Origin of the sequence: Synechocystis sp. FACHB-908 (assembly GCF_014698595.1) — a bacterium.
In the GTDB taxonomy this organism is placed as follows: Bacteria; Cyanobacteriota; Cyanobacteriia; order Cyanobacteriales; family Microcystaceae; genus Synechocystis.
Genome location: NZ_JACJTH010000038.1, coordinates 14,257 through 27,112 on the forward strand (window position 1 = coordinate 14,257; position 12,856 = coordinate 27,112).

Annotated in this window: 10 protein-coding genes; 8 read left to right on the plus strand and 2 right to left on the minus strand. The window is 50.9% G+C overall.

What is annotated here, in order from left to right:
- Positions 1–178 precede the first annotated feature (178 nt).
- Positions 179–964, plus strand: coding sequence for a matrixin family metalloprotease (locus H6G46_RS14630; RefSeq protein WP_010873235.1), 786 nt, complete (start codon positions 179–181; stop codon positions 962–964).
- A 160-nt stretch (positions 965–1,124) separates the two neighbouring features.
- On the opposite strand, the gene H6G46_RS14635 is transcribed toward H6G46_RS14630, so the two are convergent.
- On the minus strand, positions 1,125–2,426 hold the full coding sequence (locus tag H6G46_RS14635) for a dihydrolipoamide acetyltransferase family protein (RefSeq protein WP_010873236.1): 1,302 nt from the start codon (positions 2,424–2,426) through the stop codon (positions 1,125–1,127).
- 210 nt (positions 2,427–2,636) lie between these two features.
- Here H6G46_RS14635 and H6G46_RS14640 point away from each other — a divergent pair, with 210 nt between their 5' ends.
- From H6G46_RS14640 to H6G46_RS18760, 7 genes are all read left to right on the plus strand, one after another.
- Positions 2,637–3,275, plus strand: a complete 639-nt coding sequence (locus H6G46_RS14640) for a DUF3318 domain-containing protein (protein WP_010873237.1) — start codon at positions 2,637–2,639, stop codon at positions 3,273–3,275.
- A gap of 304 nt (positions 3,276–3,579) precedes the next feature.
- Entirely contained in the window at positions 3,580–5,922 is a 2,343-nt protein-coding gene (locus tag H6G46_RS14645) for a cation-translocating P-type ATPase (protein ID WP_010873238.1), read from the plus strand.
- A gap of 242 nt (positions 5,923–6,164) precedes the next feature.
- Positions 6,165–6,638, plus strand: a complete 474-nt coding sequence (locus H6G46_RS14650) for an FHA domain-containing protein (RefSeq protein WP_010873239.1) — start codon at positions 6,165–6,167, stop codon at positions 6,636–6,638.
- A 32-nt stretch (positions 6,639–6,670) separates the two neighbouring features.
- Positions 6,671–7,432: a YebC/PmpR family DNA-binding transcriptional regulator gene (locus H6G46_RS14655; protein WP_010873240.1), complete on the plus strand. Its 762-nt coding sequence runs from the start codon at positions 6,671–6,673 to the stop codon at positions 7,430–7,432.
- Between the two features lie 109 nt (positions 7,433–7,541).
- Positions 7,542–8,711 carry a glutamate--cysteine ligase gene (gene gshA, locus H6G46_RS14660; RefSeq protein WP_010873241.1) on the plus strand — a complete coding sequence of 390 codons (1,170 nt, stop codon included), beginning with the start codon at positions 7,542–7,544 and terminating at the stop codon, positions 8,709–8,711.
- A gap of 158 nt (positions 8,712–8,869) precedes the next feature.
- Complete coding sequence (gene trmL, locus H6G46_RS14665) at positions 8,870–9,331, plus strand: tRNA (uridine(34)/cytosine(34)/5-carboxymethylaminomethyluridine(34)-2'-O)-methyltransferase TrmL (RefSeq protein WP_010873242.1); 462 nt, start codon at positions 8,870–8,872, stop codon at positions 9,329–9,331.
- A 565-nt stretch (positions 9,332–9,896) separates the two neighbouring features.
- Entirely contained in the window at positions 9,897–12,044 is a 2,148-nt protein-coding gene (locus tag H6G46_RS18760; protein ID WP_010873243.1) for a peptidoglycan DD-metalloendopeptidase family protein, read from the plus strand.
- Between the two features lie 228 nt (positions 12,045–12,272).
- Here the strand turns inward: H6G46_RS18760 and raiA are convergent, their stop codons facing one another.
- A complete protein-coding gene (gene raiA, locus H6G46_RS14675; RefSeq protein ID WP_010873244.1) occupies positions 12,273–12,848 on the minus strand; it encodes a ribosome-associated translation inhibitor RaiA in 576 nt (191 codons plus the stop codon).
- Positions 12,849–12,856: the final 8 nt, after the last annotated feature.

Sequence of the window (12,856 nt, forward strand, 5' to 3'; positions counted from 1 at the left end):
CCCCAAACTTGCCGGAGCTTTAGTGAGGAGATTTAGGGGGCGGGTCATAGCCTTTTAGACAAGCTCTTGGGTTAATCACACCGATCATAAAATAAATATAACTTCTAGGCTCCAACATATTCAGATTTCCTTCTCTCCGTCGTTGGAGAGTCAGGCATTGGCCCTGGGGGGAGAATTTGTGAACAAAAAAATCAAGCTCTGGGGTTGGTGCTTAGCCCTATTCTTGTTGACTTTATTACTGGTTAGTCTGCCGGCGATCGCCAACAATGGGAGCAAGCAAGCCTTACCGGAGTTGCAAATCCATCCCCTCCCCCCCGAGTTGGTAGATTTAGGCATCAGTCTGGAAAACCGCAGTTTACTCGGAGATGACGGCACTGATTATTTCTCCCAAGTTCAACCTTCTCCCCTAGGTTATTTACTCTGGTCTAAATTTCCCGTCACTGTGGCGGTGGACTATCCCCCTGGGTTAACCCCCGGCAGTGCTGCTCAAAAACGTTACTACACTTGGCAACAGGCCATTAAAACGGCGATCGCCGACTGGCAAGAATTTTTTCCCCTCACCATCGTTGAGAATACTACCGAGGCGGATATCACTATTTTTTACCGAGAACCGCCCCTACCCCGCATTGTGGACCCAGAAACAGGATTGGTGAGTTTTGGTCGAGCCCGCACCGCCCAGGCTAACTATGAATTTTATTGGACTGACACATCCCCGCCCCAACTGCGTCACCGCATGGCGATCGCCATCAAACCTGGCCTAGCTCCCCTTTCCCTCCAAGGCACTGCCCGCCACGAACTAGGCCACGCCCTAGGCATTTGGGGCCACAGTGACCACAAAGAAGATGCTTTATACCCAGCCCAGACTGCGGATGTACCGGCCATTTCTCCTCGGGATCTAAGAACTTTATATCGGCTTTATCAACAACCCACTCGCCTAGGTTGGTCGGTACTAGTCAGCAATTAGAAAACTTGAGAAAATTTTGATTTTTTTGTGAACTCATCTGGACAGGATCAACGTTGTCTTAAAACTGCCGTAGTAGATGAGAAGGCTCCCGAAAGGAAATCCCCCAAAACCGAACGAGTTGGGGGACTTTTCCAAACAAACTGACTTAGTTTGCAAAGAATTACATAGTCAAAGACTGGGCATTCTCTTCAATAATGACAGCCAAATCCTTCAGGAAAGCGGCGGCATGGGCCCCATAAATTACCCGATGGTCACAGGTTACATTAACCGCCATTTGTCGTTTGGTACCAATCAAACCTTCCTCATTGGCCACTACTTGGGGACGGGAAGCACCCACCGCTAAAATTCCCCCTTGACCCGGCGGTAGAATGGCATCAAATCGGTCTACCCCAAACATACCCAGGTTAGAAATAGTGAAAGTGCCAGTGCTGTATTCTTCAGGCTGTAACTGCTTAGCCCGGGCCCGTTCCACCAATTCTTTCCATCGGCGGGAGAGGGAGTAGATATCTACTTGGTCTGCATTTTGCAACACCGGAGTAATTAAACCGCCATCGGGCATGGCTACGGCCAGAGCAATGTTGACATCCTTGTGGTAGATGATGCCTTGGTCAGTGTAGCTGGCGTTGACAATGGGATGTTTTTTCAAGGCCAGAGCCACAGCTTTAGCCAACAGGGCCGTCATAGTCACCCCTTTGCCTTTGATTTGTTTATAAAGTTGATCCAGTCCATCGGTGGTGATGGTGTAGCCCACTCGGAATGTAGGAGCGGCCATGGCGGCCACCATATTTTGCACCAAAGCTTTTTGGAAAGTGGTCAGGGGTACTGTCTGGCCGACGGGAACACTGGGGGTAGAGGTTACCCTTGGAGTAGGGGCAGGGGATGTTTTAGGAGCTGGGGCACTGGGGGCAGCGATGGAAGCAGTGACGGGTTTACCAGCGGCACTTTCAATATCTGCGGCCACAATTCTGCCGTGGGGGCCAGTGCCAGCAATGGTAGCTAAATCAACTTTTAACTCTTTGGCTAGTTTTTTCGCCCGGGGGGAAGCAATAATTCGCCCACTGCCTTTGCCATTGCCGTTACTGCTAGGGGCCGGAGTTGTCTCTATGGCAGTTGCACTGGCGATCGCCACTGGTTCAGGTTGTTGGGGGGCTGGGGTTGCAGTCGGAGCCGCACTAGAACCACCACCAGAGCCAGCTTTAGCTTGGGCTTCGGCAATTTCCGCTTCCGTTTCCACCACTAGGCCAAGGGTTGCCCCCACGGGAGCTTCTTCCCCTGCTGGAACTAGAATGGCGGCTAGGTAACCTTCGTTAAAGGACTCCACGTCCATATCTGCTTTGTCCGATTCCACCACCAAGACAGTTTCACCTTTTTCCACTTTGTCGCCGGGGGACTTAGTCCAAGAAACAATTTTCCCCTCGGTCATGGTGGAACTCAGGGCGGGCATGAAAATGTCGTAAATCATGGTGGTTTTATCTCTTAAATCTCTTGTAGATCCCTTGGAATACAGCGGATTAGGACTGCGGAAGACCGTTCAAATTCTATCAGATTTCTGCCGGGGGGTTAGTTAAGGAGCACTTTTCGACCATCTAGGCGATCGCCCAAAGGAAAATGTCAAAATGGGTTAGGATTATCCAGATCCATTGTTGATCAGTCAAGAAAATAGCAAACTGCCATGACCTCCTATTCCTCTGCAACGGCCCGCGCTGAAATGAGTGAACTGCGGCGCTTGAAAAGTTTACTGCCGCCGGAACTCCAAAGTTGGGTAATGGTGGAAGGCAGTACCGAAGTTAATCCCCCTCTGATCCGTTCGGAAGAATTGGGGCGGGATGAGATTGAAATTCAGGTGGATTTGGCCAAATGGGAAAACCTGGCCATTGACCAGCGGAATTTACTCTTTTGGCACGAAGTGGCCCGCATTCAGAGTGATACCATTCCCCGGGAAGGTTGGGAAATGGCTGCCTTGGCGATCGGTTTGGGGGGTGCAGTGGGGGAACTGTGGGTGCAAGATGGATTGCTCTTACTTTTAGCCCTGGGATTATGTGGCATTTCTGGCTACCGGCTCTGGCAAAAAAATAACGGTGAAAAACGGATCAAAGAGGCGATCGAGGCGGATGAAAAGGCCATTACCCTGGCTACCCGTTTCGGCTATACCTTGCCTAATGCCTACAAAAGTCTTGGCAGTGCTTTCAAAACATTAATCGAACAAACCCCCAACCGTCGTCAACGCAAACAGTATGAAACCCGTCTCCAAGCCCTGCGCCAAAGTGCAGCCAAAATGAAAGCTAAAACCCAAAAGGCCAAGGCTCTCTAAACATAGTTGATTGTCTAGTTAGTCAAAGTCCCTTGTCTCGGCATGGGCTGAGTTTGCCGCCACTGTGCATTTTTCCACAACCATCGTCACTACGGCGAATTGCAGGCTGGTAGAACTGGTTTGGTAAATGACCTGTGACTATCCATCAATTGAAGGCATTGGCAAGATGGAAACCTTCCAGAAGGAACGGGAATGCTGGTTCGATCGCTAATTCTGGACAGGATAACAAAACCAGTTGGTAATGTGGAAAAAGCTGTCTCCATGTCATTTGGACTGATGCCCTGTTTACTTTATTAACCCCACCATGGTTCAACTTTCCCCGACCCCTGCATCAACCCTGACTTACAAAGACGCAAATGGGCAAAATCGTACTGCTAGCTTGACCCTCGACGTGGGGGGCATGAAATGTGCCGGTTGTGTGGCGGCGGTGGAAAGACAATTGGATCAACTAACGGGAGTGACGGACAGTTGCGTCAATTTGGTCACAGCGGTGGCGGTGGTGCGTTATGAACCGGAAAAGATTCAACCCCAGGCGATCGCCGAACATTTGAGTCAGCGGGGATTTCCCAGTCAGATTCGTCATGGCCATGGCGCTATCCCTGCGACGATAGGGGAAAAAGAGACAAGGGAAAACGTTAACTGGGGTTTGACCATTGCCCTGGTGTTACTGCTCCTATCGGGGTTGGGGCATCTAAGCCATTTTGGTGGCCCCATGATTCCCTTTTTCCATCACCCCATATTTCATTGGAGCTTGGCAACCCTGGCGATCGCCATACCGGGGCGGGAAATTTTTCTTGATGGTTGGCGAGGTTTGAGATTTGGCCATGCCAACATGAACACTCTGGTGGCTTTGGGGACTGGCAGTGCGTACCTCACCAGTTGCATTGCCTGGGCTTGGCCTGGACTTGGCTGGGAATGCTTTTTTGATGAGCCGGTGATGTTGTTGGGGATGTTACTACTGGGCAGAACCCTGGAGAGTAAAGCAAGGCAAAAAGCCAAATCTGCGTTGACAGAATTATTGGCTTTGCAACCATCCCTAGCTCGGTTAGTGGGGCGGGGAGAGGACCAAGGAGAAACTGGCATTGAAATTCCTGTGGAACAGGTGCGGGTGGGGGAATGGGTACAGGTGCTCCCCGGGGAAAAAATCCCGGTGGATGGCATTCTGGTGGCGGGAAAAACCCTGGTGGACGAGTCCTTGTTAACCGGTGAATCCCTACCAGTGGCGAAAAATGTTGATGATGCCGTCATTGCGGGAGCTTGGAATCAGTCCGGAGCCATTATTATTGCCGCTACCCACATTGGAGCAGAAACCACTTTGGCTCGCATTATCCAACTGGTGGAAACGGCCCAAACCCAAAAAGCTCCCATGCAACGATTGGCTGATCAAGTGGCGGGCTGGTTTGCCTATGGGGTGTTGGCGATCGCCTTGGTAACGTTAGGCTTCTGGGCCATGGTGGGGCAATCCTTATTTCCCGAAATGGTGGCGGATACCGGACTTTCTCCCCTTTTGCTAGCTCTCAAATTGAGTGTTTCCGTCTTGGTGGTGGCTTGTCCCTGTGCTTTAGGTTTAGCCACCCCCACAGCGATTTTGGTGGGCACCAGTTTGGGAGCAGAACAGGGCATTCTGATCAAAGGGGGTAACATTCTCGAAATTCTTCAACGCACCACGGTGATGGCCTTCGACAAAACGGGCACCCTCACCCAGGGTAATTTGCAGTTAACCGATGCGGTGCCAGTGGCTGATATTACTGGGATTGAATTATTAACCCTAGCGGCTTCTGTGGAACAGGGAACTCGCCATCCCCTCGCCCAAGGCTTAATCTCCAGTGCCCAGGGTCTGGAACTATTGCCGGTGGAAAATATCGAAACGGAAGCGGGGCAAGGGGTTCAGGGTTGGTACCAAGGCGATCGCCTGTTGGTGGGAAATCAACAATGGCTCATGGAACAGGGGGTAATGGGGGAACCTCAATGGCAAACAGCGGTGGATCAACTGCTTGACCAGGGGAAAACCGTTATTTTTGTCGCTCGCAATCAGCAATTACAGGGATTTTTAGCCTTGCGGGATACTCTCCGACCGGAAGCCAAGGCCACCATTGCCCAACTGAAACAATGGGGTATTGCTCCCTTGCTGTTAACCGGCGACCATCCCGCCATTGCCCAGGCGATCGCCATGGAAGTAGGTATCGAGGAATTTCAAGCCCAGATGACCCCCCAGGCCAAGGTGGCCAAAATCAAGGCAATGCAAGGGTTTAACCCTGTATCAGTGATAGCGATGGTAGGGGACGGCATTAATGATGCTCCAGCCCTGGCCCAGGCCGATGTAGGCATTTCCCTCTCCGGGGCGACAGCGGTGGCCATGGAAACAGCCGATGTGGTGTTAATGCGCTCCCATCTTTCCGATGTGCTCAAAGCTTTGACCCTAAGTCGTAGCACAGTGGCTAAAATCAAGCAAAATCTCCTCTGGGCTTTGGGCTACAATCTCCTTGCCATTCCCCTGGCCGCTGGGGCATTCTTGCCTAGTTTTGCCATTGTGCTGACTCCGGCGATCGCCGCGGCTATGATGGCCAGTAGTTCCATTGTGGTGGTGTTGAATGCCCTAGCTTTGCGGTATCAATTTTCCCGTTCCCTTGGTCAAGATCCCGGTTAAGGTTCGGCGGGCAAAGAAGTGAACTACCTAAGCTATTTAAATCTCTGGCGAAGCTGGAGGCTTTTTTAGGCGGAATTAGGTTGATTTACCGTCAATTTAGCCCCTGATTTAAGGATTGCTTGGTTAGTTTGGTTAAGATTGATGAGGGTAAATTTTTGATCGTTTGCCCATTGGATCGATTGGGAACTAAACTTCGTCCAGTCTATTTGTCCGTTACCATCCGCTTTTTTTCTCCCCCGGCCATGTCTGATCCCTCGGCAAAACCCCTGCAAGAGCACATTTTGATCATCTTAGATGACGCTGGCCGTCGAGAAGTTTTACTCACTGAAACCTTCTACACCATCGGGCGATCGCCGAGGGCTGATATCCGCATCAAATCCCAATTTGTTTCCCGTATCCATGCGGTGCTGGTGCGTAAATCCTCCGACGATGTACAAGCCGCTTACCGAATTATTGACGGCGATGAAGATGGACAGAGTAGTGTCAATGGACTGATGATTAATGGCAAAAAAGTGCAAGAGCATATCATCCAAACCGGAGACGAAATTGTCATGGGTCCCCAGGTGTCTGTGCGCTACGAGTACCGTCGCCGGGACCAATTTGGTACTATGCCGGGCAACGAACAATTTGATATCACCCTCATTGACCCTGGCATGATTGACGATGAGGAGGAAATTCCTACCTCTGTTTCTTCCTCTCCCCCAGAAATGGAATAATTATTGGTGTGTTTGTTAGACGGTAATGACCAATGGGCGGCCGTAAATGGCAGAGTATTAAACGACAAAAAGCACGGGTGGATGCCCAGAAAGGTAAAACCACCACCCAACTTTCCCGGGCCATTATTGTGGCCGCTCGCCAGGGCATTCCCGATCCGGCGGGCAACTTCCAACTGCGGACAGCCATCGAAAAAGCCAGGGCCGCAGGGGTTCCCAATGACAGCATCGACCGGGCGATCGCCAAGGGGGCAGGCACCTATGAGGATGGGGAAAGTAATTACGAGGAAATGCGCTACGAAGGCTATGGCCCAGGGGGAGTAGCAGTGTTAATTGAAGCCCTCACCGATAACCGCAACCGCACGGCGGCAGATCTACGGGCGGCATTTAGCAAAAAAGGTGGAAATTTGGGGGAAACCGGTTGTGTCAGTTGGATGTTTAGCCAAAAAGGGGTAATTCGCTTAGTAGGGGAACTGGAGGAAGAAAAGTTACTGGAAGCCTTGCTGGAAGGGGAAGGGGAAAGCTACGAATGGCTGGACGAGGAAGATGGGGGTGGGGTGGAAGTTTTCAGTGCAGTGAATCAACTGGAAAACCTCAACCAAGTGTTACAGAACCACGGCTTCACCATTGCAGAGACGGAACTGCGTTGGTTACCGGAAAATACCATTGAAATTGCCGAGCCAGACCAAGCCAAGGCCCTTATGCAAATGATCGACACATTGGAATCCTTGGACGATGTGCAATCGGTCACCAGCAACTTTGAGTTAACGGAAGAGTTGTTAGCCCTGGCGGGGTAGGCGGTGAGATACTGGGGAAGCGGAATGTTGATCCATTTTTCAGCATCCTCCCCTATCCACTGTTTCCTGGTGGTCTTTCCCCCAACTAATTTTTAAAGAGGCGAGTGCAGTGCAATTGACTAAAGGGTTAGAAGTCGAAATCTATACCGGCAAGAAAACCGGTGAGATTGTGGGGCTTTCCGATCGCATTGTGCGGGATTTGAGTGGCTTTGTGCGGGAGCCGGACAGCCGCAATGTGGAATACACTACACCTCCGCTAAATAGTTACGATCGCCTGTTGTGTGGAATTCTTCAGCCCCGTCGTCAATTACGCCATTACCTCAGTCAACTAGGGGAAGACTACACATTAATACCGGGCAGTTGCTTGGCCCTGGGGGGGACGGATACCTTTTACCGTTCTGACCCCCAAAATCCTTACCATACCTACATCGAACAAACCTACAGTACCCAGGTGGTCACCGCCAGCATTCACATCAATATAGGTATTCCTGATGTGGAGGAGTTGATCCGGGCCTGTCGTTTAGTGAGGATGGAAGCCCCGTTATATCTTGCCCTCAGTGCATCTTCCCCTTTTCTGAATGGCCAGGTAACAGGCTACCATTCCAGCCGTTGGCAGATGTTCCCCAAAACCCCCCAGGAGGTGCCCCTGTTTACAAGCCATGGCCATTTTGTGCAATGGACAGAGGAGCAATTGACCTTGGGCACTATGCAAAATGTCCGCCATCTTTGGTCAGCGGTGCGTCCCAACGGCGATAATCGACCCCATAACCTGAACCGTTTGGAATTACGGATCTGCGATTTGGTCACTAACCCCCTCTCCCTCCTGGCGATCGTGGCCCTACTGGAAGCCCGGTTACAACAAATGCTGGCCGATCCCACCCTGGACCCCCTCCAACAAAGTCAACTTACCCCCTCGGAATTGCTAGCCCTAGCGGATCAAAATGAAATCTCCGCCGCCGTTAGTAGCCTGGACAGCACCCTGCACCATTGGCGGGATGGTCGGGCGATCGCCGCCAGAGAATGGATTGAGGAGTTATACCAGTCAGTACAGCTGGAAGCTAAATACCAGGGCTTTGCTTGCTTTTTGCCACCATTGCGAAAAATTTTGCGGGAAGGCAACCAGGCCCAACAATGGCTTACCCAATATGAACAGGGGAAAACGCCCCAAACCATTGTCCAGGAAGCGATTCTGCAAACGGAGATGGAGGAAGCCATCCTGGCCCAGGACCTCTGCTTACCCCTGAGCAAAGCCCGGGATGAAATACTAAGTTTGGTGTGATGGCTTCGGTAGCCGATAAAAAATCATAAACTTTTGCCGAGGGGACAGTTTAATAACTGTTGGTTATCGATAGTTTGTGATCTCCGTCACCGGCATGACAAAATATTTTTGCCCATTTTTGCGGTAAATATCAATTAAATTGTTCAAAAATAGTCTTTATGGTCAAATTAGTCCTAGTTAATCCCCAAATCCCCCCTAATACTGGTAATATCGCCCGAACTTGTGCCGCCACTGGGACAGAATTGCATCTGGTCGGCCCCCTAGGTTTTGAATTGGGTGATCGTTATCTCAAACGGGCAGGATTAGACTATTGGCCCTATGTTGACCTCCATTACCACAACAGTTGTGAAGAATTTATTACCCATTGGCGTGGTCAAGGGGGTAACCTGCTCGGTTTTAGTGTCACTGGCACGGTTAATTTCTGGGACTACACCTACCAATCCACGGATTGGCTGATGATGGGCAGTGAAACAGATGGTTTACCCCAGATGATGCGGGATTTATCTACCCAGTTACTTTGCATTCCCATGCCCCACTCCGAGGTAAGGAGCTTGAATTTGGCCTCCAGCGCCGCCATTGCTCTGTTTGAGGCCGGACGACAGTTACGCAGTCTTGGCTAGGAAACCCCGTCACTACCATCGAGTTGGGCAAGAAGGACAAAATCGAACTAGTGAACTGATAAGAAATTGTGATGGCCGGAGCGAATTAGCCAAGGGGTCGATTCAATTAAAATTTCTGATTAAAAATAAACTTAGGACTGATGATTCTCGGCGATCGCCAGGGGATTTTTTTTCAGAAAAGAGGACAAAGCAGCCAGGGAAAAAGCTTGGCAGGGCAAGGAAATTTGCCAGAAACAAAAACCGGAGGGCTACGTCTAGGGGGTCAGTTAACCACTGATCTAGATTCGTTACTATTTTTCACAACTCTGTAAAAGCGGGAATTTCCACCAGCTTGTCGAATCATTGAAAGCAGGTTAATCTTTCTTAGCAGTCTTCATTCTTCATTAGGTATATTGGCTCAGTCAGATTCAGTCGTGGAATTTAATCTCCCATTAAACCTGAAATGACTGGGGCGGTCTAACAATCTAGTTCTAGGTTTTAGGCTCATTCACACACAAGGAGGTTCTTCTTGAAAGACGTACTCAATCAACCGGCGACATTTTTTCCCTCGTGTCCATCTCCGCCTATGGAGATTAATTCCTATGATGGAAGCACTAAACAGGAGGGTACTGTGCCCCTGGGCGAAGGATACCGTCGGGTTCGCCGCTCTGCTGCAATGGTGGGTTTAGCCGTTTCCATGGGAGCAACGAGTATGTTGTTTTCCCAAACCGCCACCGCCGCCGCCAGTTCTGGCAACTCCCCCTTGGTTGCGGTGAGTAATTTATCCCTAGACCAATCCCATGGCTCCTCCACTGAGCCGATGCTGGCTTCCCCTTCCCTGAAGCACCAAGTCAAAGAAGGAGAGTCCCTTTGGCAAATTAGCCAAGCTTTTCAAGTGGACGCCAAGGCCATTGCCCTGGCCAACAGCATCAGCACTGATACGGAACTACAAGCGGGACAAGTACTGAATATTCCCAGACCTAGTTCTTCTGCAAAAGCAGTTCAAGACCAAGTCCCCGCCGCCACCATCCCGCCCCTGGCTCCCCTGGAGCAGACTGATTCCATGGTTGTCTCTTCATCCTTAGCTCCCGGTCAGTCTTCCAGCACCGCTAATACCACTGCTGTTAAGCCCAAAGCCCAAACTTTAGTTGCCGATGTGAGTCGCCCCATGCAGGGCACCGTCATTGAACCGTTGGAAGAGAAGTTAACTTCCCAAAGAATTAAAAGTACTGCTGAAGATGCGGGCATCAAGCTCGATACAAAAGCTTCCCTGCCCAGCCCCGTAGAGGTGGCTGCCGCCGCCCATGGCGATCGCCCCATTCCCATTGCCGTAGTGGGCCCGGAAGAGTTCACTGCCATTGAAGTTCAGCCCAGCTCCAGCCCAGCCAATCCCCAGTCTTTGCCCGTACCGGCTCTCCCTGCTGTGGCCCCAGCGCCCACGAGAGCCCAACGACAAGATGAGTCTTTGGCTTCCGGAGAGGATATTTCCTTAGATAATCTCCGTCAGAATGGCATGGCCCAGCCGGTCCAACCAGTGGAAACTGCATTAAATCTTGACCAGCCCGTGGCGATCGCCGTTATCCCTCCCGAAACTGAACCGGAGATTATTACCAGATCCCCATTACCCAGTGCTCCGGTAGTCCTGGAAACCGGCCCGGCCGTTGCGGCCTTGCCCTCTCCCTCCAATGTTGCTCCCGCTAGTGCCGAACAAATATCCTACCAAGTGAAGCCAGGGGACACCCTCAGTCAGATTGCCCGCAGCCATGACATTCAGCCGGAGAAAATCCAACAAGCCAATGGTTTGAGTAATCCTGACGAGATTAAGGCAGAGCAGATTTTAGTGATTCCTCCTCCCAACACTGTGGCGGCAGTGCCGGAACCCACCCCCCCCAGCTTGCCCAGCTTTGTTTCTACCCAGCCAACGGCCTCAACAATCGTAGCCAGGGCCCAGGCAGAACCCGAGGCCCAGTACCAGACTCAACTAAGGGCAGAGGTAACCCAACTCAATCAAACTCAACCGATCAGGACTCCTATGGTACCTCGAAGTGCCCTGACCGTTGCCCGCCAAGTTAATAACGAACCAGTTCCTGATTGGCAAGCCCGTTCCCCCCAAGCCCTACCGGCCAAGTTCAACCAGCCCCGGCAGGATCTAGCCCAGTTGCAACGGCAATATTCTCCCCAGGCACAAAGAAGTCAGTTTTCCACCTCCGTCGGCCAGTCCCAAATCGTCGGGGCGGCCCCCAGTCCTGTCCAGGGCTACAACGACACCATTCAAATCCCTGTCATCCAAGAAGTTAGCCCTGAGCTGCCGGGCTTGAGTACCCCCGACTTTCCCCGTAGCCCGGGTCAGTTTAACGGTTACATCTGGCCTGCTAAGGGGGTCTTCACTTCTGGTTTTGGTCCCCGTTGGGGTCGCATGCACCGAGGCATTGACATTGCTGCTCCCATTGGTACTCCCATTATGGCAGCGGCTTCCGGGGAGGTGGTGTTTTCTGGTTGGAACTCCGGCGGTTTTGGTAATTTGGTCAAAATTCGCCATGGTGATGGCAGTGTTACCTACTATGCCCATAACAATCGCTTGTTGGTGCGCCGGGGAGAATACGTTGAACAAGGTCAACAAATTGCTGAAATGGGAAGTACTGGCCGCAGTACTGGGCCTCACCTCCACTTTGAAATTCGGGTAGGCGGGACTAATGCCGTTAATCCAGTGGCCCTGTTGCCCCGTAGTCGCTAAATTCTATTGCGTCGCCATACTACTGCATCGTAATCGTACCTCTTAAGTGTGTTTATTCCCCTGGGTTAGCTTTGCTGTTACTTACAGCATGAAAGCCTGGGGGCTTTTGTTTGAGGGGGCGACGGAATAAAGTTTTTGGCAACAAAAAAGATGGATCCTTAGGACCCATCCTTGCTTTATTTTGAGGTTATGACACTAGGTTAGATTAGACTTCACTTCAGTAATTAACTAGCTGGCTTGGTGGGGTTGAATAACGCCATAGCCGCCATGGTTACGAATGTAGATGACGTTGATTTCATCTGTGTCCTTGTTACGGAACATATAAAAGTCATGGTCCACCAACTGTAGCTGTTCCAGAGCGTCTTCAATGGCCATGGGGGGCATAGCAAAATATTTCATCCGCAATACCTCCGAAGGTAGCTCGGGAGCCCGATCGCCGATGAGATTTTCTTCCACTGGCTTGTCTTCAACAATTTCGCTTGTTTTGACATTGCCATGTTGCTTATCTTGGATGCGTTCTTTATATTTCCGCAACTGACGGGCAATTTTGTCGGCAACTAGGTCGATGCTGGCGTAAAGATTTTCACTGCCTTCCTGGGCCCTGATCACTGTGCCATTGGCATAAACCGTTACTTCCGCCTTATGTTTGTTAGTAATGCGGGCGTTGCGGGCCACGGAAAGATGAACATCAACTTTGGTGGTCAGATTTTGAAAGTGTTTAACTGCTCTTTCGACTTTTTCTTCCACGTAATCATGAATCGCTTCAGTAACTGTGATATTATTGCCCTGAATTAACAGTTTCATACTGAATT

Bases quoted from the DNA above. Each gene is read 5' to 3' on its own strand.
- H6G46_RS14635 (WP_010873236.1), bottom strand. From the start codon at position 2,426: ATGATTTACGACATTTTCATGCCCGCCCTGAGTTCCACCATGACCGAG.
- H6G46_RS14640 (WP_010873237.1), top strand. From the start codon at position 2,637: ATGACCTCCTATTCCTCTGCAACGGCCCGCGCTGAAATGAGTGAACTG.
- H6G46_RS14645 (WP_010873238.1), top strand. From the start codon at position 3,580: ATGGTTCAACTTTCCCCGACCCCTGCATCAACCCTGACTTACAAAGAC.
- H6G46_RS14650 (WP_010873239.1), top strand. From the start codon at position 6,165: ATGTCTGATCCCTCGGCAAAACCCCTGCAAGAGCACATTTTGATCATC.
- H6G46_RS14655 (WP_010873240.1), top strand. From the start codon at position 6,671: ATGGGCGGCCGTAAATGGCAGAGTATTAAACGACAAAAAGCACGGGTG.
- trmL (WP_010873242.1), top strand. From the start codon at position 8,870: ATGGTCAAATTAGTCCTAGTTAATCCCCAAATCCCCCCTAATACTGGT.
- H6G46_RS18760 (WP_010873243.1), top strand. From the start codon at position 9,897: ATGGAGATTAATTCCTATGATGGAAGCACTAAACAGGAGGGTACTGTG.
- raiA (WP_010873244.1), bottom strand. From the start codon at position 12,848: ATGAAACTGTTAATTCAGGGCAATAATATCACAGTTACTGAAGCGATT.